The organism is Rhodococcus sp. MSC1_016 (assembly GCF_023667485.2).
In the GTDB taxonomy this organism is placed as follows: domain Bacteria; phylum Actinomycetota; class Actinomycetes; order Mycobacteriales; family Mycobacteriaceae; genus Rhodococcus_F; species Rhodococcus_F oxybenzonivorans.
Genome location: NZ_JAMOZI020000001.1, coordinates 262,883 through 286,576, shown reverse-complemented (window position 1 = coordinate 286,576; position 23,694 = coordinate 262,883). Strand labels below are relative to the sequence as shown.

The window sequence follows — 23,694 nt, the reverse complement described above, 5'->3', positions numbered from 1 at the left end:
GCATGGCAGACGACAAGGGCTACGAGATTTCGCCGTGGCAGCTGCGCTGGCGCGGACTGGACCTGCAGGCACTCCACGCCACCGAGTCGACCTTCGCTCTCTCCAATGGACACATCGGTATTCGGGGCACCTTCGAGGAGGGTGAACCCCGGGGTCTGCCCGGCACCTACCTGAACGGTTTCTACGAGCAACGCCCGCTGCCCTACGCCGAGGCGGGCTACGGCTATCCCGAGGACGGCCAGACGGTAGTCAACGTCACCGACGGCAGCATCATCCGGTTGCTGGTGCAGGACGAACCACTGGACATGCGGTACGGCAGTGCCACACACCACGAGCGAGTGCTCGACTTCCGGTCCGGCACACTGCGCCGCACCACCGAATGGACCTCCCCGACCGGCCGACGGGTGCGCATCCATTCGGAGCGGTTGGTGTCGTTCACCTCCCGTGCGGTCGCCGCCATCCACTACGAGGTGGAACCACTCGACGGGGACATCGAACTCGTCCTGCAATCGGACCTCCTGGCCAACGAGCCGATCCCGGCGCGGACGGACGACCCGAGAGTCGCCGCAGCCCTGGACAACCCGCTGATCTCCGATTTCGCCGCCGCCCACGACTTCCGAGCGGTACTCGCCCACCACACGCGGAGCTCGGGACTGCGCATGGCCGCAGGCATGGACCACGAGATCGACCTCCCGGCAAATGCCCGCTGCGGCATCGAGACCGAAACGGACCTCGCCCGCCTCACCGTTGCCGCCGATGTGCCGAGCGGACAGCGACTACGGGTCACCAAGTATCTGGCCTACGGATGGTCGGCCCGAAGGTCCACACCAGCATTGCGCGGGCAGGTCGAGGGCGCCCTGGCCGGTGCGCTCGAAACCGGGTGGGACGAGCTGCTGCGCCGCCAACGCGAATACCTCGACGACTTCTGGGAAACCGCGGACGTGGAGATCGACGGTGACGCGGAACTCCAGCAGGCGGTGCGTTTCGCCCTGTTCCACGTGCTGCAGGCCGGTGCGCGCGGTGAGTCGCGCGCCATTCCCGCGAAGGGCCTGACCGGCCCCGGCTATGACGGGCACGCGTTCTGGGACACCGAGACGTTCGTGCTGCCGCTGCTCATCTACACCGTGCCCGACTCGGCACGTGACGCCCTGCGCTGGCGACATTCCACCCTGGACAAGGCGAAGCGGCGGGCCCTGCAACTCGGCCAGGGCGGTGCCGTCTTTCCGTGGCGGTCGATCACCGGTGACGAGTGTTCCGGATACTGGCCCGCCGGAACCGCCGCATTCCATGTGGGCGCCGATGTCGCGGTCGCGACGTCGCGGTATCTGGCCGCCACCCACGACGCCGAGTTCGAGGACGAATGCGGGCTCGAACTGCTGGTCGAGACGGCACGGTTGTGGGCCACCCTCGGCCACCACAATTCCCGCGGCGAATTCCGCATCGACGGTGTCACCGGACCGGACGAATACACGGCCATCGCTGACAACAACGTGTTCACCAATCTCATGGCGCAGAAGAACCTCCGCGACGCGGCCACCGCGTGCGAGCGGCGACCCGCCAAGGCTCGCGAGCTCGGCGTCGACGACGAGGAAGCGGCACGGTGGCGGGACTCGGCCGAGCACATGCGCATTCCGTACGACGCCGCACTGGGCGTGCATCAGCAGTCCGAGGGCTTCACCCATCACGACGAATGGGACTTCGAGGGCACCCTGCCCGAGCACTATCCCCTGCTCCTGCACTACCCGTACTTCGACCTGTACCGCAAACAGGTGGTCAAACAGGCAGACCTGGTGCTGGCGATGTATTTGCGTGGTGATGCCTTCACCCCCGAGCAGAAGATCGCCAATTTCGCCTACTACGAGGCGCTCACGGTCCGCGACTCGTCCCTGTCGGCGTGCGTCCAGGCGGTCATGGCCGCGGAGGTCGGACACCTGCAACTCGCCTACGACTACCTGGCCGAGGCCGCGCTCACCGATCTCCACGACCTCCATGCCAACGTGGAGAACGGACTTCACATCGCCTCCCTGGCGGGTACCTGGACGGCCTGCGTCGCCGGATTCGGCGGCATGCGGGACCACGACGGTGACGTGACGTTCGCACCCCGGATCCCGCCGCAGTTGACGCGATTATCGTTCCGCATGACCGTGCGCGGCAGCGCAATACACGTCGATGTCCGTCCGCTGGTGGCGACGTATCGGCTGATCTCCGGCGAACCCCTCCAGTTGGCGCACCACGGAAGCACATTCACGTTGGACGCCTCCCCGGTCACCAAACCGATCCCCGCGGCACCGGACAGCCCCGCCGTCCGGCAACCGTACGGTCGTGCGCCCGTTCATCGCGGGTAGCGGCCATCGGAGGCTCACACTCCGCGCCGGCGGAACAGCGTTCGGCGAGGTGGTGGTTCAGGTTCGGTAGACCGGGGTATGAGGTCACAGGGTAGCGTCCTGGACGGACGTCCCATTTGTACCGTATGCCCCACCTACTGATTCGTCCTGCACCGAAAGAGTCGCCGATGCCCGTCGCAGTGTCCGCACGACCGCGTGTTGCCCGACTCGTTGCTGTACTGGCCGCGTGCGGAATCGTCCTCCTGCCGATGCCGGTTGCGTACGCGCAGGACCCCGCAGACCAGCCGGCACCCGCCGATTCGGTCAGTCTCGGTTCCCGCGCACTCGGTTTCGGTGATGCCGTTCCGTTCCAGGGCAATCAGGACGCGGTCACCGTCACGGTACCCGTCCCTCAGGGCCTCACCCCCACAACGCTCGAGGCGGTGGCCGATCTTCCGGGCAACGTGGGACGTGCCTGGATCGACGTCGAATCGGCGGACCGGTCGCTGGCCCGGGTGGATCTTCCTGGTGCTCCCGCTGCCACCGCGCCGATATCGATTCCGCTCACCGGCGCCGAGGTCACGGATCAGGCCGTGGCGGTCACTCTGCGCAGCACGCTCATCCCGATCGACAACTTCTGCCCCGAGGCCTGGTCGAGCCGTGGCCTCACCCTGCGGGACGTCACGGTCCGCTACAGCGGCGCACCCGCGGATCCGGCTGTGGTGGCCGACTTCCTGCCGCCGGTTCTGCAGCAGCTCGTCCTCTACATTCCTGGCGACCCCACCGAAACCGAGAGCGCCGCCGCCCTCGACCTCGCCGGGGCGGTGGTCGCCTACTACGGTGCCCAGCCCGTGCGCGTCGACGTCCGAAAACTACCGGAGGGCCTGCCATTGCTGCCTGCCTCCGGCGGCCCGTTCGAGCGGTCGGTGATCATCCGGGAGAGCGGCGAGCCCGCAACAGAATTGGTTCCCCTGCCCGGAGGCGGTTCGGCCTTACGCCTCAACGGAGACGACGCCACCCTGCAGGATCAGGTTCGACTGGTCACCAGCAAGGTCGCTGCGGTGGCCGTCGACGCCCGCGCCATCGCCGGGTCGATGGATCGTCCGTCGATACTTGCTCCCACCTCCACCACCTTGCGGAATCTCGGCCAAACGAACCTCGTCGCCACGTCCAGCGGGCGGGCAGAGGTGGCCGTGGGCGTGGATCAGAGCCGACTCGGCCGGGCGTCGGGGTCGTTGCGGGTCAACGCGCAAGGCGCGTACACCCCACTGTCCGAGGACCGAAGCGGGCTTCTCTCGGTGACCGCGGGCGAGTACACGCTCGACAGCTGGGCGGCCGAACCCAGTGGAGTCATCGATCGCTGGATCGACGTCCCCGACGACGCCCTGCGCCGGGTCACCACCCTCACCGTCGCCCTGGACACCACGGGTGCCACCAACCACTGCGGCACGGAGCAACCCGTCACCCTCACCATCGACCCCGACAGCGAGGTCACCAGCGAACCGTCGAAAGAGCCGAATCCGACAGGCTTCCAGGCTCTGCCGCAGTCATTACTGCCGGGGGTCGACGTGGCCGGTACGGTCGGTGGGTTCGACGACACTGCCCGCGCGGTGGCCGTCGTCGCAGGACTGCAGTCGTTGACCACCATCCAACTCGACCCCCGCTGGGTGTCCCTGGACGAGGCGATCGAGTCCGGTATGCCCGCCATTCTCATCGCGGCCGACGGCGCTCTGCCCGACAGTGTGCCGCTGCCACTCGAACGCACCGAGGACACCACGCTCGAGCTCACGGACCCGTCGACCGACGAATCCGCGGCGGTCACCCTGGGGGCACCGATCGACTTCGCTTCGCTGCAAACATCGTTCGACGGGAAGCGGCAGCTGGTCGTCGCCGGCTCCACGGGTGTGCCGGGGGAACTCGACCGCACGCTCGAGTGGCTGCGTAGCTCACCCGACCGGTGGGCCGGCCTCGACGGCGACGTCCTGTTCACGGCCGCCGACCGGGACCCGGTTGAACTGTCCGTGCCGGGAAGCGGCAGCAGTTCCGTCTCTTCGGGGATATCCGCGGCGCTGGTGTGGGTACTTGCGGTAGGCGGGGCGCTCTTCCTGGCAGGTGTCGTGGTGGCAGTGGTGGCGCTCCTGCGGTCACGTCGCTCGCGCACCGCTGCGCGGTGACGTCTCCTCCATGGTTACTCGACATCCCGCGTTCGACGCATCCTGGCGCCTGGCCGTCCGCTGGATCCTGATCGGGGCGGCCACCGTCCTCGGATTCTGGAAGACCTGGCAAGACGTGTGGTTCAGCGCGGCCGAGGGCACGGCCATCGGTTATGTCTTCGTCGTGCCCTTTCTCTGCATCACCGCGGCCATCGGAATTTCGTTACGGCGGAACAACGAGTTGCCGATCCACGACCGTCAGACCGACAAGATCGTGGGCGGCATCGGTCTGCTCGTGTCGCTGGGTATTCGCATGCTGCTGATGCCTCGGTACGCGGAGAACTACCAGTTGATGCACCTCGACGTGGTCGCGGCGTGGGTGTTCCTGTTCAGTGCCGCGATCCTGGTATTCGGACTGCGATCGGTCAGCCGCTTCTGGCCCGTGTGGTTACTGGGGATCGGGCTGTTTCCCCTTCCCTACCGCACTCTCGGGGTCCTGCTCGGGGGCAACCGATTCGCGTTCGGGCTCATCATGGTGGTTCTCGCGTCCGGGGCCGCGGCCATCGCGGTCAACCGCAGCAACCGGCGGGCGGTCGCGGGCTTCGCCGCCTCCGTTCTCCTCGGCACGATCGCCCTCTACCTCACGGTGCAGCGCTTCCCGACCGCACCGCTGTTCGTCGTCCAGCTCGGTCCGGCCTTGGGCAGTGCCATTCTGGTCGGGATCGCGTTCTACGTGTACACGAGGCGCGGTGGCCCGATGACACCGCTCGACCGGCCGGTGCGGCGTCCCACCACACCGACGAGCGGATTGACCACGGTCGCCGTCTTCGCGGTGGCGCTGGTGATGTTCATCCCGCCGCTCCCGGACCAGAAGCTCACCCCCGTCTCCCCCGGCCCACCACCGTCCGCCGCCGCGGGAATCCTCGTCCCCGGCGGATGGGAACAACATGCGGTGACCGAATATTCGTGGCCGCGTCGATACTTCGGTGTCACTTCGGAACTCACCCGCCAGACCATCCGCACCACCGAGCCGAACCCCGCATGGGATACCCAGAACCGCAACCGCACGGTCCAGGTCGACGTGCTCTCGGTCCGCAGGCCCAGCACGCTGGAGGTGTATCCCAGCCCGACCATGTACGAACTCGAGAACGCGCGGGTCAGCCCCAAGGTCGCGATCGACATCGGGCGGGGTGTCGTGGCGGAGATGTACACCATCGTCGACGATGCCCTCCTGCTCACCTGGAGCAATCTCAATTTCGTGTGGGTGCGGAGCCCGGAGCTGACCCAGCGCGTCACGCTCGTGAGCGTCGACAACCACGAACCCGACGCGCAGTTCCCCGAACCGGCGCCGTCCATGGCGACCAACGGTGCCAATACGCTGGCCGTGCTGCTCCGCGGACAGAATGCGGTGTCCGACACCGAGCCGGAATACAAGGACCGCGACATGCTGGTGACCTTGGCGGGGGAAATCGTGAAGGAGCAGCAATGGTGACCCGGGAAAGTGCGTACGCCCTGGACGACGGCGTGCACTCCGACGCCGAGTTTCGGGCGGCGGCCCTGCACGATGCCGTGAACGGGTTGCGGGAGAGGCATCCGCTCTCGTCGGCGTCGGTGGCGTTCTACCCGTGGCAGCGCAACACGCTGCTGGCGCTGGCCGCACTGACGATCCTGTCGGCCGTGTTCTTTCTGACGCCCACGCTGATCGTTCTCACCCTGCTGTGCACGCTCGGCTATGTGGGGACGATGATCGATCGCCTGCTGCTGTTCAGCCGTGGGCTCGACGGCAGCACCATCGTCGCTGTCAGCGATGACGAAGCGCTCGCTGTTCCGGACGAGCAACTGCCGTCCTACACGATTCTGGTGCCGGCGTACGACGAGCCGGAAGTGGTGGCCGACCTCATCGGGGCGATGGCCGCGCTGAAATATCCTCCCGACAAACTCCAGGTTCTGTTGCTGCTCGAGGAGGACGACGACGTCACCATCGAAGCGGCCCGAGCAGCGGGCGTCGGCGATGTGGTGACGATCCTCCTCGTGCCGCCGGCCGACCCGCGAACCAAACCGAAGGCGTGCAACTACGGGCTGCACTTCTCCACCGGCGAGATCATCACGATCTTCGACGCCGAGGACCACCCCGATCCGTTGCAACTGCGGCGAGTGGTCGTCGCCTTCGACCGACTGCCCGACGACACCGCCTGCGTGCAGGCCAAACTGGCGTTCCACAACGGAACGCAGAACCTGCTCACCGCCTGGTTCACCGCGGACTACGCCCTGTGGTTCGGGTTCATCCTTCCGGGGCTGATGCGCAGCAACGCACCCATTCCGCTCGGGGGGACGTCGAATCATCTGCGCCGCAGCGTGCTCGACGAGATCGGCTCCTGGGACCCGTTCAACGTCACCGAGGACGCCGACCTCGGTGTGCGCATCGCCGAATCGGGCTATCGTACCGCCGTACTGGATTCCACCACTCTCGAAGAGGCCAACAGCGACGCCATCAACTGGGTGCGGCAGCGGTCCCGCTGGTACAAGGGGTATCTGCAGACCTGGCTGGTTCACATGCGCCGTCCGGTCGGGTTGTGGCGCGGACTCGGCCCGGTCGGATTCTTCCGGTTCACCACCCTGATGGCGGGCACTCCGCTCATCGCCTGCCTCAACATGGTGTTCTGGTTGACCAGTCTCGCGTGGATCCTGGGGCAGCCGTCCGTGATTCAGCAGATCTTCCCCGCCTACGTGTATTTTCCGGCGCTGATCTCGCTCGTCTTCGGCAATGCGGCGGTGCTGTACATGAATCTGATCGCCTGCCGCGAGACGCACAATTCGGCGTTACTCGTGGCCGCACTCACCACACCGCTGTACTGGGTGATGATGAGCGTCGCCGCCCTCAAGGGCACCTACCAGTTGGTGCGCAACCCGTCGTACTGGGAGAAGACGTTCCACGGTCTCAGTGCGCCGAATACATCCGGTTCGACGAGTTCCGGGGCGGGGGACGCTTCTTGAGGCCGACGCGCTGGTTGTTCTGGGGGTGTAGCGCGCTCTATCTCGGTGTCGGTCTGTATCTCACCGTGGGTCAGGGCTTCGTACTCGGTGATGCGCTCAGCCGGGTGTCGGCGGCGCGCAGCGTGTGGTTCAGCCGCGACCCGCATCTGGCGGCCATCGGGTTCGTGTTCACCCCGCTCACCGCGCTCGTGCAGTTGCCCACCGTCCTGCTCAGCCACTGGTGGCCGGACCTCACCTCGTGGGCGGTGACGGGGGTGCTGATGTCGGCGCCGTTCATGGCCGGCGCGGTGGTGCAGATCCACAAGATCGGTGCGGACCGCGGCTGCCCGATCTGGCTGGTCTGGACCGTCACCGCCGTGTTCGCGCTCAACCCGATGATCGTTTTCTACGGTGGCAACGGGATGAGCGAGGCACCGTTCCTGGCCATGATGTGCTGGGCGACCCGGCGGCTCATTCGCTGGTGCACCACCGATGACATCCACGATCTTCTTGCCGCGGGGTTTGCGCTGGGCCTCGCCTACCTCGCGCGATACGACGCCTTGGCCGCCGGGCTGGCCGTCACCGTTTTCGTCTTCGCCGTCACCGTGCTGCGCCGCGGGTGGGCAAACCGCCGCGCACAGATGCGGCCCGCCCTTCTCGACGCCGTTCTCGTCGGGTTGCCCACTGCCATGGCCTTCTTCGTCTGGGCCGCCGTCAGCTGGTTGATCACCGGCCAGGCGCTGCAGCAGTTCTCGTCCACGTACGGGAACGCGAGCATCCTTGCTCAGAGCGGCGGCGGCTCCACCGACACCGTGTACGCGGTGCTGTTCTCGGCCGCCGAGAGTCTCGTGCTCGGGCCCGCCCTCCCGCTGCTCGTCCCGATCGCGGCCGCCCTGGCGTGGCGTCGCCGCGATCTCGAAGTGCTGGCGGCGGTGGTGGTCCTGGCGTCCGTCCTCGGCTTCGCCACCTACAGTTACGCGCGCGGTATGACCTTCCCCTTCCTCCGCTTCTACCTGTGCGCGTTGCCGTTGATGGCCGTGCTCGCGCTGCAACTGGTACCCGCCGGGGACCCGCTGGTCGTACGGCGCCGCGGCCCATCCGGTTTCGTCCGCACCCGGTTCGCCGGCGCACCAGCCGTTCCGGCCGCCCTCGCCGCAGCCCTCGTTGTCCTCACGCCCGCAGTCACCGGGGCGTCGATGCTCTCACCCACGCTGTCGAGTCAGCAGTACGCGCTGCGGTCCATCGTGTTCCCGTCGAGCACCGACACCTCGGACCGCCGGGCGACCGAACAGCGGATTTTGGCCAGCTTCACCACCGAGCGTGAACTGGCCCGGTACCTCGATGCCCTGGCGCTGCCCGACGGCTCGGTCCTGATGGATACGGTCTACGGCTTCGCGGTGTACACCGCCACCGAACGTCCCCGCACCTTCGTGATCCCATCCGATCAGGACTTCACCTCGGTGCTGAACCGCCCCGCCGAGCATGGCGTGCAATTCCTCCTGGCGGTACCCAACAGCGGTCGCGGCGAATCGGATGCGGTCAACCGTCGCTACTCGACGCTGTACGAGACCGGCGCAGACATCGCGACCCTCGAACTCGAGGTGCCCAACGACGGGCAGGACCAGCCGACGTGGCGGCTGTACCGGGTGCTGTAGTCGGGTCAGCGGGTGCCGTTGCGCTCGCGGAGCACCCGCCGGAGCGGGTCGTCGGGACCGATGTCGTAGGTGCATTCGGCGGGGCGAGGGTCGGGGACGAACGCCCACAACAACGCTCCGGCAGTACCGGCCTCTCGCTGCCCGTCCAGCTTGTTCGCGACGTCGCGCGCTCGATCCCCCACGGAACCGCAACCGGCCCCCGCGCTCTGACCGATCTCCGCAACGAGAAGTGGCTTGCCGAGACCGCGTGCCTGCTGAAGATGCACCGCCAGACCGTTGTAGCGGTCGCCCGGCAGCGGCACTCCGTCGGCGCCGTAGTCGTGGTATTGCAGGACATCGAGTGCGTCCGAGGCGCCGACATACGCGTAATCTTCACCCGCCGTGCCACATTGGCCACCGCCGATCGTCCCGAGGGTGATCGGGTGCTCGGCGTCGAGCGCGCGGACACTGCCGCCGACCTCGTCGACGAACGCGCGCAACAAGCTCGCCGCCTGCGGGGTGCACGTGCGGTCGAGCTGCAGTGGTTCCGGCTCTCCGATCAGTTCCCACATCGCCAGCGACGGTGAGTCCCGCCATCGGCCGACAGCCGTCGTCACCCAGTCCTGGTAACTCAGCACCGAGCCCGGCGCGACGGTCTTCCAGTCGCCGGCATACCAGTTGCTGGTCTTGAATATCTCGTCACCGCACGCGCCGTCCTGGGCGGCGAGGACCGGAATCAGCAGTTGTCGATGGGCTTCGGCGGCCCGGAACACGGCGTCGATTCCGGTGAAGTCGAGTGCACCGGTCTTCTTGTCGATCGCGAGCCAATGGAAGGCGTTGAACCGGGTGAGCGAGGCCGCGGGCAGGCTCGCGAAGAACGAGTCGGTGTCGACCTCGGCGCCGCACCCACGATTGACCGACCAGTCGGTAGCCAGTTGATACGCGTTGAGACCGGCCGGCCACCACGGGGAGCCGTCGAGCGTCAGCCCGTCCACGGTGGCCTGCACCCGGGCCGTCGGCGTGACGGTTCGTTCGGACGTCCCCGCGTCGCAGGCGACGACCCCGAAGAGAACGACCAGGATGAGAGCCGCCCGCCACCATCTCGTCATCCGTCTGAGGATGCCAGCCACTTCTGCTCTCGTACACCGATCGGTGCCGTGTCACAGTGGTCCGGACATCGGTGGACCGACCGGAAGGGCACAAGTGATGCGACCTGTGGTGACCGTGGACGAACTGAAGAAGGCGCTGACCGGTGACGCGCCGCCGGTGCTCCTCGACGTTCGATGGGCACTCGGCGACACCGAAGGCCGTCGGCACTACCTCGAAGCGCACGTGCCCGGTGCCGTGTTCGTCGACCTCGACACTGAACTCGCCGGCCCCGCGACACCGGCAGACGGTCGCCACCCACTCCCCTCGGTCGGCGCGCTGCAGGACGCGGCGCGCCGTTGGGGTATCTGCGCCGGGAGTGCCGTCGTGGCGTACGACGACACGGGCAACCTCGCGGCCGCCCGCGTGTGGTGGCTGCTCCGATGGGCCGGTCTCACCGAGGTCACGTTGCTCGACGGCGGTCTCCGCGCATGGACGGAGTCCGGCAATCCCACCCGTTCCGGCGACGAACATCCGGACGCACCCGGTGACGTGGTTCTCGAGGCGGGACATCTCCCGACGTTGACGGCCGACGAGGCCGCCGCACTCGCCGGTGACGGCGTGCTACTCGATGCCCGGGCGGCCGAACGCTACACCGGCGAGACCGAACCCGTCGACCCGCGAGCCGGTCACATCCCCGGCGCGATCAGCGCTCCCACCGCCCAGAATTTGACTGCCGACGGCCGGTTCGCATCGGCCGATGTGCTGCGAGATCGATTCGCCACGGTGGGGGCGGAACAAGGCGCACGCGTGGGCGTGTACTGCGGTTCCGGGGTGAACGCTGCCCATCAGATCGCGGCGCTGGCCCTCGCCGGTGTAGATGCGGCGCTGTACCCGGGGTCGTGGTCGCAGTGGTCGAACGACCCCGAACGTCCGGTGGCCACCGGGACCGACCGCTAGCCGACCGACTCCGTGTCGTGCGCCGTCGGCGCCGGGTCGACACCTTTACCGCCGCTGAGCTGAGTCTTCGGTGATGGAGGCGAACAACTGCCCGCAGGGGCCGGAATGTCGGTGTCTCCGCCGCCGAACCAACGCTTCGGCCGTTTACCATTTGTGCCGTCAGGGGCCGGCAATGGTGAATGCGGCCCGGGCTGCCGGTCTAGTCTCTCCTTCGTGACTTCACGCACCGGCACCTCGCCGTCGATGCCGCTGCGCCGGACGGCGAACAGGATGACCCTGACCCCTGTCAGGGTGGTTGCCCTGGGTTTCGCGGCCGCGGTCGCGATCGGTACCGGGTTGTTACTCTTGCCCGCCGCAAGCCAGCCCGGCGCAGACTCCAGCTTCGTCGACGCCCTGTTCACCGCGACCTCAGCCATGTGCCTGACCGGACTCATCGTCGTCGACACCCCCACCCACTGGTCAGGCTTCGGCCAAGGTGTCATCCTCGGTCTGATCCAGGCCGGTGGCTTTGGAATCATGACGATGGCCTCGGTGGTCGGGCTGCTTCTCGCCAATCGGATCGGATTGCGGGCACGGCTCAATGCCGCAGCCGAGGTCCGGGCGTCCGGTCTCGGCGACGTGCGCAGCGTCGTCGTCGGTGTAATCAGGATCAGCATCCTGATCGAAGCCGCCACCGCCGTGTGCCTCGCTGCCCGCTTCTTCGTCGGCTACGACGAACCACCCGGACGGGCCATGTGGCTGGGAGTGTTTCATTCGATCTCGGCATTCAACAACGCCGGTTTCGCGTTGTTCAGCGACAACATCATCGGATTTGCCGACGACCCGTGGATCTGCATCCCACTGCTGATCGCGGTCGTTCTCGGCGGTATCGGATTTCCGGTGCTGTTCGAAGTTGGCCGGCGGGTGCGGCGCACCACTTCCCGGCGGTTGAGCCTGCACACCCGGCTGACCGTGATAGTCACCGCGGTGCTGCTGGTGATCGGCCCAGCGCTGGTACTGCTCCTCGAGTGGGGTCACACGCTCCGCGAGCACGACTTCGGGTCGAAAATGATGGTCGCCGCGTTCCAGGGCATCATGCCCCGCACGGCCGGATTCAACAGTGTCGACTACGCCCAGATGGATCCCGCCACCCTGCTGGTGACAGACGTGCTGATGTTCATCGGTGGCGGTAGCGGCGGCACCGCCGGCGGCATCAAGGTCACGACCTTCGCGCTCCTGCTGTTCGCGATCGTCGCTGAGGTGCGCGGCGAGCGGTCGGTGGTCATCTTCGATCGTCGAATCAACCCGCGTGTGCAACGGCAGGCGCTGTCCGTGGCACTCATCGGCGTCGCCCTGGTCATGGTGCCCACCATCGTGCTGATCGCCGGCACCGATTTCGATCTCAATGTTCTGCTGTTCGAGGTGGTCTCCGCGTTCGCGACCGTGGGACTGTCGACCGGTATCACCGCCCAGCTACCCACCTGGGGGCAACTGATCCTGGTAATGCTGATGTATCTCGGCCGCATCGGCTCCATCACCCTGGTCAGTGCGCTCGCCGCCCGCAACCGGGACCGCCGCTACGAATTCCCCGAAGAAAGGCCCTTCATTGGCTAGGAAACCGTCCTCCGACGTCGTTGTCGTATTAGGACTGGGCAGGTTCGGTAAATCCCTCGCCCTCGAATTGATGGAGCAAGGCACCGAGGTGCTCGGTATCGACGGCAACGAGACGGTGATTCAGAAGATTTCCCATCGACTCACCCACGCCGCCGTCGCCGACACCACCGACGAGGAGTCGCTGCGTCAGCTTTCGGTGCACGACTACGACCGCGCCGTGGTGGGAATCGGGTCCGACCTCGAGGCCAGTCTGTTGACCGCGTCCGCGTTGATCAACATGTCGGTACCGAACATCTGGGCCAAGGCGATCAGCTTTGCGCACGCGAAGATCCTCCGTCAGATCGGTGTCCAGCACGTCGTCCGGCCCGAGCACGATATGGGCAAGCGGGTGGCGCACCTGGTGCGCGGACGCATGATGGACTACATCGAGTTCGACGACGGCTTCGCAATGGTCAAGACCACCCCACCCGCGCCCGTCCTGGGAAAGAAGTTGGGTGAAACCACCATCCGAAGCAAATACGGAGTCACCGTCGTCGCGATCAAACGACCAGGCGAGGACTTCACCTACGCCACCGCGGAGACGATCATCGAACCCGGGGACACCATCATCGTCTCCGGCCAGGTGCGCAACACCGAACGATTCAGCGACCTCACTTGAGTGTGGGGCCGCGGCGAATCAGCAGCGTCGTCGCCGTCGTTCGATTGGAAACCGCCCCACTGGAAGGGGGCGTAGGCTTCCCCTCTAGCTCAGCGAGGAGAACGAGGTACTCGAGGAAATGCCCACCAGGTTGCGCGCCCGGTTCAGCCGATCCGATGTGCTGACCGAGCGCCCCGACTTCGCTCTCGTCGGAATCGTGCAGGTACCGCGGACTCCAAGTAGTCCAGTCCGTGCCATCACCCGCCGGATCGGCTACGCGTTCGCTGCCCTGGCGTTGGTGGTGCTGGTGGTATACCTCGATCGCGACGGCTACCGCGACGTGCAAGCAGACCCGCTCTCCCTGCTCGATTGCCTCTACTACGCGACTGTGTCCCTCTCGACCACCGGTTACGGCGACATCACGCCCATCACCGCGCAGGCGCGGCTCGTCAACGTCCTTGTCATCACCCCGCTCCGGATCTTCTTCCTCATCGTCCTGGTCGGCACCACCCTCGCGGCCCTGACCGAGAACTCCCGCCAGAGTTTCAAGATTCAGCGCTGGAGACGCCGAACCCGGAATCACACCATCGTCGTCGGATACGGAACCAAGGGCCGTGCGGCCGTCGACGCAATGCTCGGTGACGGTGTCCCGGCATCCGACATCGTGGTGGTCGATACCGACCTCACGGTGCTAGAGGCCGCGACCGGGCACGGGTTCGTGACGGTCCACGGGTCGGCCACACAATCGGATGTGCTTCGACTCGCCGGCGTTCAGCAGGCGTCGTCGATCATCGTCGCCACCAGCCGCGATGACACCGCAGTCCTGGTCACACTCACCGCGCGCGAGATCGCACCGAACGCGACGATCGTCGCCTCGATCCGCGAAGCGGAAAACAAACACCAGTTACGCCGATCCGGTGCCGATTCCGTTGTCGTCTCCTCCGAAACCGCGGGCCGACTGCTCGGCGTCGCAACCTCAACCCCGAACGTTGTGGACATCATCGAAGACCTCCTCACCCCGGAGACCGGCTTCGCCATCGCCGAACGCAGCATCGAACCGAACGAGGTCGGTGCTTCGCCGCGCCACCTGCCGGACATCGTGCTCGCCGTCGTACGCGGTGGACAGCTACTGCGTGTCGGAGCACCCGGGGCCGAGATCACAGTGGCCGGCGACAAGCTGCTCTACATCCGGCAGGTGACGGATGCTCAGGCGGAATGACAACCCCAGCGGTCCTTAATAACCCGGACACCCCTCTTGCCACATCGCCACCCGCGGAATTCTTCATCGCCTGCGCCTCGGTGCGATCATTGATCGGCTATGCCTCGAGAACGTTGACCATGCCGGCACCGTCGGCGAAAAGTTGAGATGTGTCCCGATCTGTCAACGTCGGTGGGTAGGTGAGAAGCGTGAGCGCAACCGATCCGCCACCGCTGGTCGTCATGCCGCCGGGGACCGGGCAGACCGGTGATCTCGGCCCGATCGGGGTCGAATTCAGGCTCTGGGGCCATGACCCGGTGGGGTGTTGTCGGTCGTCGAGCACCCGTTCCCGGTCGGTGCGCTGGTGCCGCCGCATCTGCATACGCGGGAGGACGAATTCTCGATAGTGACGCAGGGTGCGATCGGATTCCGCTCCGGCGACCGGGAGGTCGTTTTCGGGCCCGGCGGATACATCACCAAGCCCCGGGGTCAGATGCACGCCATGTGGAACGCCGGCACCGTCCCGGCGCGGATGATCGAGATCATCAGTCCGGCCGGCTTCGAACATTGCTTCCTGGAAATATCCGAACTGATCGCCGCCGGCGAACCGGATGTCACCGAGATCGTCGCAGTTGCCGACCGCTATGGGCTGCAATTCGGTGAACCCGACTGGTACCGGACATTCCGGTCTTCGGAGTGGTCTCGATACCCGAAAGGCCCTCTCACCGGCATACCCGGGAGAAGAATCAGGGCGGTGAGCCCGCTGGGACGGATCAGTCGCGCACTGTTGGCGTTCGCGCTGGTGGTTGTCGCCGGTACGGCCGGGTACCTCCTCCTCGGCTTCGGGATCCTCGACGCCCTCTATCAAACCGTCACCACCATCACGACCGTCGGATTCCGCGAGGTGCACCCCCTTACCAGTGTCGGTCAGTGGTTCACCATGCTCCTCATCCTGGCCGGGGTGGGCACCGCGCTATACATGTTCGGCGTCCTCCTCGAGGCCCTCATCGAAGGCCACCTGCGCCATCACATGGAAAGACGGCGAATGGACCGACGCATCAGCCGGATGACCGGCCACATCATCATCTGCGGATGCGGCCGGGTAGGCACCGCGAGCGCGCAGTACCTCACCACCCTCGGCCGCGACATCGTGGTCGTCGACCGCGATCCGGAGCGATTACGCGATATCGAGCACCCCACCGTCATCGGCGACGTCACCGACGACCGAACCCTGGAAGCCGCGGGGATTTCGCACGCCCAGGCCCTGATTGCCGCGCTCGACACCGACGCCGACAACGTGTACGTCACGCTCTCGAGCCGGGCACTGCGCCCCGACCTCGTCATCATCGCCCGCGCCCGTAACGAGGGGTCGATGTCCAAGCTCGTCCGCGCCGGCGCCAACCGGGTGGTCAACCCCCAGCTGATCGGCGGCCGCCGGATGGGGTCCTTCGCACTCCAACCCCACGTCGCCGAATTCTTCGACGTGGTGATGCACGACGAAAACCTGGACTACCGCATGGAGGAAATCCCGGTCGGCCCGACATCACCGTGGTTGGGATACACGCTCGGGCACATGGCACTGCGCGAGCGAGGTGCGCTACTTCTCGCGATACGGGCGACCTCCGGACAGTTCATCGCCAACCCGGCCCCGAGCATCACCCTCGAACCCGGCACGATCCTCATTACTCTCGGCACGCCCGACGAACTCGATGCGATACGCCGTCACGTCAACCCTTGAGGCGACCAGCACTTGCGCACGCCGGACACGGCAACGCGAGCGCGGCTAGGCGACGCTCACCGGCCAGTGCCCCTACCCGCCCGACATGGCGCGTCCGAATCACTCTCTCTGCAAACGACTCGAGGCCACCAGCCATGAGATGCGCGGTTTTCTTTCGCTGCGGAAGATCTCGCGGTTCACTGCCCTTCGATCATTCCGGGGCCTCGGGCACACGCTGCATGGCCAGACACATCAACTCGGCGCGGTCGGACCTCGAGCCGTGCGGTCAGGGCGCAAATACGACGTGTAGCGGCACTGTCACCGGGCACCGCCACCTCCGTCGCGGTGGGACTCGTCAACGTCGTCGATGGCAGATTCTTCATGGTCCGGCCCGGTGGCGGAGCCACGCCGGTATCGGCGAGTCCTGCGGTAGGACAACATTTCCCCATCCAGGTCAAGAGCCACGCCTCGATCTGCTCGTTGAGGTCGAAGACCCGCTCGGCCGCGGGCAGGTCCGCCCGCACCAGGGCATCGGTCGCCACCTCGATCGCCTGTTCTGCCAGGTGACACATCGACGCCAACCGGTCGGTCAGCGCATCGAGCTGGTCCTGAAACTTAGTCCGCATGGGATTCATCCTGGTGCACATCGGTCTGTCGGATAACTGGAGGACGAGGATGCTTCGAGGGCTGGCTAATGGGCGGATCCTTGCTCCATGATCGAGTAGGCCCCCTCCTCGTCGCTCTCGCATCGACAGCACGCATACCGATGTTGTGTTTCCTCCCAGAGCAGCGGCGGAACGCCAAAGCGCTCACCGAACCGACGGCGGCGGCGACGATCCGCAGCACCTGGCTGAGCGCTTCCGTCGATCGCGTTGCCGCAGCGCCAGCGCGAACATGGCCACATGGTTCCTGGTGCCCGCAATCTGGGCGACGACGGCGGATCCGGACTGCGGCACGCTGCGGACGGGCAGCATCAACACCGGCCCGGTGGCCGCGATCAGCCATACACCACCGGCGGCGTGCGCACTCGTATACGCCAAATCTGCGGCGGCGACACACAGCACGGCGGCGGCCGTGTGCATCAGGGTGATCGGCCGCCGGAGATGAAGTCCCCACGGCACGAAGAGCAGCGCAACGCCGGCAGCCACCATCCACGGACGGGACGCTCCCGCCCGCAGCCGACACCGATCAGCATCGCACCGACGATCACTATGATCGCCACGAGGGTGCAACGGCCCCCGCGGTGACCGCTCATAGCAGCCGACTTCTGCATGCGCGCTGCCGGTGGTCAGATGGCTTGCCTCTTCCTTCCAATTCAGATAGCTAGACGCGGCTACGCCGCTTCTAGTGCCGTGTCAGAGAATGTTTGCCCTGCCACTTGTCAGGTGCGTCTAGCTCCAGGGTGCACGGCGGCGCGGAAAGGGAGGACATTTCCTGACGCGGCGCTACCTTCAGGAGGTGACAGTAATCAATGCCGACCGTCGGTGGTCAGAATCCATGCCGGCGGCTTATGAGCAGTACCTCGTGCCGGTGGTCTTCCGGCCCTTCGCCGAGGACCTGACCGCCCGGGCGGCGGCACTCCACCCTCGGCGAATCCTCGAACTCGCGGCGGGGACTGGCGTGTTGACAGCGGACCTGCTCGCAGCGGCACCCTCGGCCGAGGTGACGGCCACCGACCTGAACGAGGCCATGGTCGCTTTCGGGTCGACCCGGGTCCCCGGAGCGGTGTGGCGGCAGGCCGACGCGCAGCGGCTGCCCTTTCGCGGCGGAGGCTTCGACCTGGTGGTCTGCCAGTTCGGCGTGATGTTTTTTCCCGACCGCATCGAGGCCTTCACCGAGGTCCGCCGGGTGCTGGCCCCAGGCGGCCGGTTCCTGTTCAACACCTGGGGCCCGCTCGGGATGCACGGCTTCGAAGTCGCGCTGCAGGCCGGGCTGGAGCGAGCCTTTCCGGTGGATCCGCCACTGTCCTTCCAGACGGTTCCGCACGGCTACGCCGACCCCGCTGTCGTGGCCGCTGATCTGGCGGCCGCCGGGTTCGCCGTCGAGTACGAGCAGGAGCTGACACTTCAGGGCCGGGCAGCGTCGACCGCTGACCTTGCCACCGGGTACCTCAGCGGGACACCGGTGCGCGCGGCCGTCGAAGAGCGCGGCGACGGACCGGCCATCCGGGCCACCGTCATCGAGGAGATGACGGCCCGGCTGGGCCCGGGGCCGGTCACCGCTCCGATGATGGCGTACGTCTTCCTCGCGGCCTGAACGCAGCACGCGCCTGCCCAGAGGGATGGGCGAGTCGACCAGCTCCATGACCACTGCCCAGGCGACGGAAAGCCATCGGCTTCATTGTCGTGCAGGAAGTGAATCGCCACGGATAACGGCTCGGCGGGCGGACAATCAGCGGATGAGCGGTGCCGACCGGGGGCTGATTGCGCCGATGTTGACGACTCTGGGCGCTCCCCCGAGGGTGAATCGAGTGGGTTGTGGGCGGCGGAGATCAAGTTACGGCTGCCGACTGCTGGCCTCGGCCGGTGGCCGCGGTGATCCGGTCGCGGTGATCCGGTTCTGTGGTCCCGGAATCTGAATGTGGTGACGTCGTCGTATCCGGAACTGGTCGTGGCCTTGGCGGACGCTTTCGGTGGCCGCCGAAGGGTGGTCTGGACGGGGAGGTCGTCGCGTTGGGAGCCGATGGGCGGCCCTCGTTCGGCCGTCTGCAACGCCGCATGAATGTGGTGCGCCCATCGGCGATGCTGCGCCGCCAGGTCGCGGTCAGCTTTTGTTATCGACGATTTCGAAGTGCTGTTCAGAGTCGACTGATCTCGACAATTTGCTGCCGCCTCACCCCACTCCGCTACCGACTCGTGGAATTCGCAATACTTGCCGCGCGGGCAGCGGACTATTCCACACAAGCCCGCCCCCGACCTGAAATGGGTTCGGGGGCGGGGTAACGGCGCGGCACTACGAGAAAGAGCGAGCGGGTGGGGCTACCTGCGCTGATCCAATTCCGGGCTTCCCGGTCACGGGCGGAGTCTGGAAAAGCCATGTGCCGTCTGATCGGCACAGCTGGTAAGTCCCGTCCGGGTGGTAGACCTTCGCGCCGACGCTGTAGGTTGTCCCAGCATAAGTGCAGGTCACCGGCGGGGTCGTCCCAGAAATAGGGTCTGCGTTGGCAATCGAGGTTTGGCTGGCGACCAATCCGGCGGCGACGAGCAATCCGGCGGTCACGGCTTTTACTGCTGTCCTGGTAATCAAATTCTCTTGGTCCTTGTTCGGTTGTTGTCCTTCAAGTCTCATGGGGGACAACGGAAAGAACTAGGCACCCTCGGGAGGGGATCCGGTACCCCCTGTGGCACGCATCAAACGCGCCACCGTCCGACCGCGCGGCTGCAACGACCATGGGCGTAGTTTCGCCAGCTCTGCGCTGTCATAGTCAGCCCACGGCGATGGCCGACCCGAACCCTTCTCGTGGATGACCGGATGGCGCGGTGTTCAACCGGGTGGGTCACCCATCGGCCGGATTCCCGGGCGCGGTCGTCCAGCGGAGCAGGGTCGTCTCATCCTCTGGCCTACGACGAGACGGGGGTCCGTCGCTACCTGCGCCATGTGGGATCGGATTCACTCAGGCCGTGCGCTGCCAACTCCAGGAGAAGCTGGCCACCCGCGAGTGCCGCACTGCCACACTGCGCATCCCACGAAGCTGAATCCGACCCGCAGACTCATATAGTTGCGCAATTGCCGGCATTCCCTGGCCAGGCAGCAACGAGACGTTCCCTGCTTACGGTTGTTTGGCTGGCAAAATGGGCCTTGTATCGCAGTGAAGGCAGAGTTCGTGACTCGCAGTGAAGCTCCCGGCAGCCAAAACGTGTCCCGGGATTTCGATGTCGAGGATCGTTGGCCGGAGTTGTTCGCGCCGCTCCACAAGACCCAGCGGCGCGCCGCGCACTGGCGCAATCTTCGGCGAGTGCGTGGCACGAGGGCTGGACCCCGAACTGTGAGAACCTCGAGAATCTGACCGATCGTGCCCGCGGGGCGATCGACCGGGCGGAGTATCGGCAGCGGCTCATGCCGCCCGGCGTCAGACGACCGCAACTGCCTGGACGTGACGGCCGCCAGGTCTGGGGACTTGCATTTCTCTCCGCCTTCCGATCACCGCACGCTGCGCACCTGTTCAACCAAGGCGATCCGCGGTTCTCTTTGTGGCGCAGCGCCGAGCTCAGACGCTCAACTCTCCAGGCCGCTGGGCTAAAAGACCGCTCCCCCAGCGAGTTTCGCGAGCCGGTAATGGAAATTCTGCCAACTAGCCTGACCAGTTGTTGCAACAGTCCGCGGAGTTGCCCGGCTGTGGCAATCATGAACATCGCCACCAACCGCAGCTCCCGCCAGCTGCTCTCCGGGAGACGAGCGGGCCAGGTGATGCACCAAAACGCTCGGCGCCCAGGTGAAGGACCTCGGCGGCGCCCCACCGGTTCGGGCCGCGTCGGCGCGATTCGTAGCACGTCCTCGACATCCCCACCCCCATCGTCGCCGACGCTAGCCCGCCTGGAATCGCTGCGTCGCAGTCGGTCACCTCGGTGAACACATGAAACCGCGACAGATGATTCACGACCCACCCTTGGACCAGACATCACTGTGGCGTTCATCACATTATGAATCCTGGCGGCGTGTCTGCTTGCGCTGCGCCATGACGCGGCCGGACGCCGTGTCGCGGGGTGTCGCCGCGCCGGGCCCCCGCACCGCTCGCTGACTCGCAAATACCGAGGTCAGTACTGCTTTCCGTCGCCCTGCGCTGCACTGCTCAACGATGTATGCGGGACGGTAATCCCGTTGTCGTGGTCTGGCGGCGCTGAGCCACTCCAGGCCGCTGACGTGGACGTATTCGAGCAAGATCATATTTGAGTATCGATTGGGTCACGATGGCGCAGTCGATACCGTTTTGTTACTTTCCTTCTCGACGGGGGTCCGAGGCCGCGAAACTCAGGAGCGCGCGCCTAGCCAAACAAAGACGAGGTAAGACACCGTGGCGAAGCACCGCAGGACGGCACACCGTTCTCATTCCATCACCGGCCGCCTGAAGATCGCGACTGTCGCCGCTGCGACCGGCGCCATTCTGATCGGCGGCGCGCAGTTCGGCGCCGCGTCCGCGGCCGCCCGCCCGCTCGAGATCCCGCCGGGCCTGCTGCCCGCCGGTGTTCACCTACCCGCGATCGAGCTGCCCGACATCCCGGCCGCCCCGCCCTCGCCCGGCGTGCTCGGGCCGGTCAACCAGGGCACCCCCGCTCCGCTCAAGGCCCGCACCGTGCAGCCGGTATCCGGCACGCTGTCCTCCGGCTACGGCCCCCGCTGGGGCGCACACCACGGCGGCATCGACATCGCGGCCCCGATCGGCACCCCGATCCAGTCCGCAGCCGACGGTGAGGTCATCTCCGCGGGCCCGGCCTCCGGGTTCGGGTTGTGGGTGCGGGTGCGCCACGACGACGGCGCCGTCACCGTCTACGGCCACATCAACGAGTTCATCGTCAACGTCGGCCAGCGGGTCGCGGCGGGTCAGCAGATCGCCACCGTCGGCAACCGTGGTCAGTCGACCGGTCCGCACCTGCACTTCGAGGTGTTGGACGCGGGCGGCAACCGGCTCAACCCGAGCCAATGGCTGCGCGACCGCGGCGTCTCGGCGACCTGGGGAACCGACTAGAACCCGCCCGGCGGTAGTCAGTTCCCAACTATGCCGCCGCGCCGTTACCACGCTGCGCGCGCAATAGGAATTGCAGGACAACCGGTTTCGTTCGATGCGGTCGCCGGGAAAGCGTACTGCTGCGCGGCGGCGGTCCGGATCATCACAGCTTGCTGCCGATGGCGAATCGTCTCGCGGACCGGTTCACCGCTGTTGTTCCGGATGTGCGGGAGTACGGCAGCTCGGTGTGCCGGGATCCGGCTTTGCACACATGGAGTCGCTGCGCCGCCGACGTGATCGCCCTACTCGACCATCTCGGCGTACCGGAGGCGGTGGTCGGTGGGACCGGACTGGGCGGCACCATCGTCCTTGCGCGTCGCTCTGGCCTTCCCCGCACGAGTGCGAACTGTCGTGGTTGTCAGTGCCGAGGATATCGAGGACGACGACGCCAAGTTGGCCGAGACCGCGCTAATGGACCGCTTTGCCGAGCGGGTGCGCACGGAGGGTATCGAAGCGGCGTGGGAGTTGTTCCTTCCCCACCTGCAACCGTTGATCGGGAACCTGGTGCGCTCTGCGATACCGCGCGCCAACCCGGGGAGCGTCGCCGCAGCGGCCGCCATTGGGCGTGCCCGCTCGTTTCGCACGCTCGACGAACTCGGTGTGATCGAGGTTCCGGTGCTCATCGTCCCCGGCGCCGATGAGCGTCACCCGGCCGCATTCGCCGAACGCATGAGCGCGACCATCCCGTATGCGACCCTCGCGCGGACCGTGTCGTTCGACGCGTTGCGGACGGCTTCGCCGCCGCCGTCGTCCCGCGAATCCGCCGCTTCCTCGACCTCTGAGGCCCGTCCCTGTCCGCGTACGTGGACGTTATCCGCGCCCGCTTCCCGGATCGTTGTTCGCGTGGTAGCGAAGTGGGAGCATGGGTAGATACCGGCTCGATTTGGGGCTGTCGGCTGTGCGCTGAACGGATGAATTGCGGGGGCACCCACGGGGGCTGCGCATGATGACCTAGCGAAACGATTCAGCGACGAGGAGTGAGAGACATGGCCTGGCGAATCTCGGCGAACTACTACGAGGCCTGCAACTGCGACCTTGGGTGCCCGTGCAACATGAGCGGCTTTCCCACCCACGGAAACTGTGACGGTGTGGTCGGATTCGAGGTCACCGGAGGTGAACGCGACGGCGTCGATCTGGCCGGGGCAAAGGTCGCGAGCGCGGTGAAATGGCCCGGCGCCATCCACGAAGGCAACGGAACAATGGCCCTGTTCATCGACGCGACCCCCGAGCAGCGACAGGCCCTGCTGCCGATTCTCACCGCCGAGGATCCCGGTTTGCCCTGGGAGATCCTCGCCGCGACCGTCAGCGAGATTCATGGTCCGTTCTTCGAGACGATCGAGATCGACGACCGGGACACCGATTCCCGAATCCAGGTCGGCGACAAATTGGTCGTTCAGATGCAGAGCTTCACAAACCCGGTGACCGGGGAGAAGCACGAACCCCACATGGTCCTCAAGGATGGGTTCATCTTCCAGGACGGTCAGATCGGCACTACCTCGGTGCTGCGGCTCGACGCCGACGGAGTGACATTCGAGCATCCGGGCAACAACGCGTACTACTCGCGCGTCGAGTGGTCCAGCGAGAACCGGATGGCGCCCGCCGGAGCGGCCGGCAAGTTCTGACTCGCGGCAGTACACCACGATACGACGGCGGTGGTGCGGCCCAGCTCGCCCGGGCGAGGCGGTGGAGTGTGACGG

At 66.4% G+C, this 23,694-nt stretch carries 18 protein-coding genes and 2 pseudogenes; 16 read left to right on the top strand and 4 right to left on the bottom strand.

Annotated elements, in window-relative coordinates; all coding sequences use genetic code 11:
- Positions 1 to 2: 2 nt before the first annotated feature.
- From L1080_RS01320 to L1080_RS01300, 5 genes are all read left to right on the top strand, one after another.
- On the top strand, positions 3 to 2,345 hold the full coding sequence (locus L1080_RS01320) for a glycoside hydrolase family 65 protein (RefSeq protein WP_250777746.1): 2,343 nt from the start codon (positions 3 to 5) through the stop codon (positions 2,343 to 2,345).
- A gap of 167 nt (positions 2,346 to 2,512) precedes the next feature.
- Complete coding sequence (locus L1080_RS01315) at positions 2,513 to 4,498, top strand: hypothetical protein (protein ID WP_250777754.1); 1,986 nt, start codon at positions 2,513 to 2,515, stop codon at positions 4,496 to 4,498.
- A 10-nt stretch (positions 4,499 to 4,508) separates the two neighbouring features.
- On the top strand, positions 4,509 to 5,969 hold the full coding sequence (locus L1080_RS01310; RefSeq protein ID WP_250777756.1) for a hypothetical protein: 1,461 nt from the start codon (positions 4,509 to 4,511) through the stop codon (positions 5,967 to 5,969).
- Positions 5,963 to 7,471 (top strand): glycosyltransferase, encoded by a 1,509-nt coding sequence (locus L1080_RS01305; RefSeq protein ID WP_250777758.1) that lies wholly within the window; start codon positions 5,963 to 5,965, stop codon positions 7,469 to 7,471. The genes L1080_RS01310 and L1080_RS01305 overlap by 7 nt, the downstream gene beginning before the upstream one ends.
- Complete coding sequence (locus L1080_RS01300) at positions 7,468 to 9,105, top strand: glycosyltransferase family 39 protein (protein ID WP_250777760.1); 1,638 nt, start codon at positions 7,468 to 7,470, stop codon at positions 9,103 to 9,105. The genes L1080_RS01305 and L1080_RS01300 overlap by 4 nt, the downstream gene beginning before the upstream one ends.
- A 5-nt stretch (positions 9,106 to 9,110) precedes the next feature.
- On the opposite strand, the gene L1080_RS01295 is transcribed toward L1080_RS01300, so the two are convergent.
- Positions 9,111 to 10,193: a beta-mannosidase gene (locus tag L1080_RS01295; RefSeq protein WP_250777762.1), complete on the bottom strand. Its 1,083-nt coding sequence runs from the start codon at positions 10,191 to 10,193 to the stop codon at positions 9,111 to 9,113.
- A 106-nt stretch (positions 10,194 to 10,299) separates the two neighbouring features.
- Here L1080_RS01295 and L1080_RS01290 point away from each other — a divergent pair, with 106 nt between their 5' ends.
- The 4 genes from L1080_RS01290 (at position 10,300) to L1080_RS01275 (ending at position 14,579) form a co-directional block, all read left to right on the top strand.
- Positions 10,300 to 11,130, top strand: coding sequence for a sulfurtransferase (locus L1080_RS01290; RefSeq protein WP_250777789.1), 831 nt, complete (start codon positions 10,300 to 10,302; stop codon positions 11,128 to 11,130).
- 270 nt (positions 11,131 to 11,400) lie between these two features.
- Positions 11,401 to 12,723 (top strand): TrkH family potassium uptake protein, encoded by a 1,323-nt coding sequence (locus tag L1080_RS01285; RefSeq protein ID WP_250777791.1) that lies wholly within the window; start codon positions 11,401 to 11,403, stop codon positions 12,721 to 12,723.
- On the top strand, positions 12,716 to 13,381 hold the full coding sequence (locus L1080_RS01280) for a potassium channel family protein (protein WP_250777764.1): 666 nt from the start codon (positions 12,716 to 12,718) through the stop codon (positions 13,379 to 13,381). The genes L1080_RS01285 and L1080_RS01280 overlap by 8 nt, the downstream gene beginning before the upstream one ends.
- Positions 13,382 to 13,499: 118 nt before the next feature.
- Entirely contained in the window at positions 13,500 to 14,579 is a 1,080-nt protein-coding gene (locus tag L1080_RS01275; protein WP_250777766.1) for a potassium channel family protein, read from the top strand.
- 97 nt (positions 14,580 to 14,676) lie between these two features.
- Here the strand turns inward: L1080_RS01275 and L1080_RS01270 are convergent, their stop codons facing one another.
- Entirely contained in the window at positions 14,677 to 14,802 is a 126-nt protein-coding gene (locus L1080_RS01270; RefSeq protein WP_284709028.1) for a hypothetical protein, read from the bottom strand.
- Here L1080_RS01270 and L1080_RS01265 point away from each other — a divergent pair.
- Positions 14,768 to 15,231, top strand: a pseudogene (locus L1080_RS01265) (cupin domain-containing protein); the annotation flags it as partial. The gene L1080_RS01270 and the pseudogene L1080_RS01265 sit on opposite strands and share 35 nt — an antisense overlap.
- 81 nt (positions 15,232 to 15,312) lie before the next feature.
- Complete coding sequence (locus tag L1080_RS01260) at positions 15,313 to 16,296, top strand: potassium channel family protein (RefSeq protein ID WP_250777792.1); 984 nt, start codon at positions 15,313 to 15,315, stop codon at positions 16,294 to 16,296.
- Positions 16,297 to 16,742: 446 nt separating this feature from the next.
- Here the strand turns inward: L1080_RS01260 and L1080_RS01255 are convergent.
- Together L1080_RS01255 and L1080_RS01250 are read right to left on the bottom strand one after the other, a co-directional pair.
- Positions 16,743 to 16,901, bottom strand: a pseudogene (locus L1080_RS01255) (phosphate transport system regulatory protein PhoU); the annotation flags it as partial.
- Positions 16,902 to 17,084: 183 nt separating this feature from the next.
- Positions 17,085 to 17,426: a hypothetical protein gene (locus L1080_RS01250; RefSeq protein WP_250777768.1), complete on the bottom strand. Its 342-nt coding sequence runs from the start codon at positions 17,424 to 17,426 to the stop codon at positions 17,085 to 17,087.
- A 307-nt stretch (positions 17,427 to 17,733) separates the two neighbouring features.
- On the opposite strand from L1080_RS01250, the gene L1080_RS01245 reads away from it, so the two are divergent.
- The 5 genes from L1080_RS01245 (at position 17,734) to L1080_RS01225 (ending at position 23,619) form a co-directional block, all read left to right on the top strand.
- A complete protein-coding gene (locus L1080_RS01245; protein WP_250777770.1) occupies positions 17,734 to 18,531 on the top strand; it encodes a class I SAM-dependent methyltransferase in 798 nt (265 codons plus the stop codon).
- Positions 18,532 to 20,160: 1,629 nt separating this feature from the next.
- The gene (locus tag L1080_RS01240; protein WP_374436211.1) at positions 20,161 to 20,844 is read left to right on the top strand and encodes an antitoxin VbhA family protein; all 684 of its coding nucleotides are present in this window, start codon (positions 20,161 to 20,163) and stop codon (positions 20,842 to 20,844) included.
- Positions 20,845 to 21,286: 442 nt separating this feature from the next.
- Positions 21,287 to 21,958, top strand: coding sequence for a M23 family metallopeptidase (locus L1080_RS01235; protein ID WP_250777772.1), 672 nt, complete (start codon positions 21,287 to 21,289; stop codon positions 21,956 to 21,958).
- Between the two features lie 348 nt (positions 21,959 to 22,306).
- Complete coding sequence (locus L1080_RS01230; protein WP_250777774.1) at positions 22,307 to 22,867, top strand: hypothetical protein; 561 nt, start codon at positions 22,307 to 22,309, stop codon at positions 22,865 to 22,867.
- 116 nt (positions 22,868 to 22,983) lie between these two features.
- Entirely contained in the window at positions 22,984 to 23,619 is a 636-nt protein-coding gene (locus tag L1080_RS01225; RefSeq protein ID WP_250777775.1) for a DUF1326 domain-containing protein, read from the top strand.
- Positions 23,620 to 23,694 lie beyond the last annotated feature (75 nt).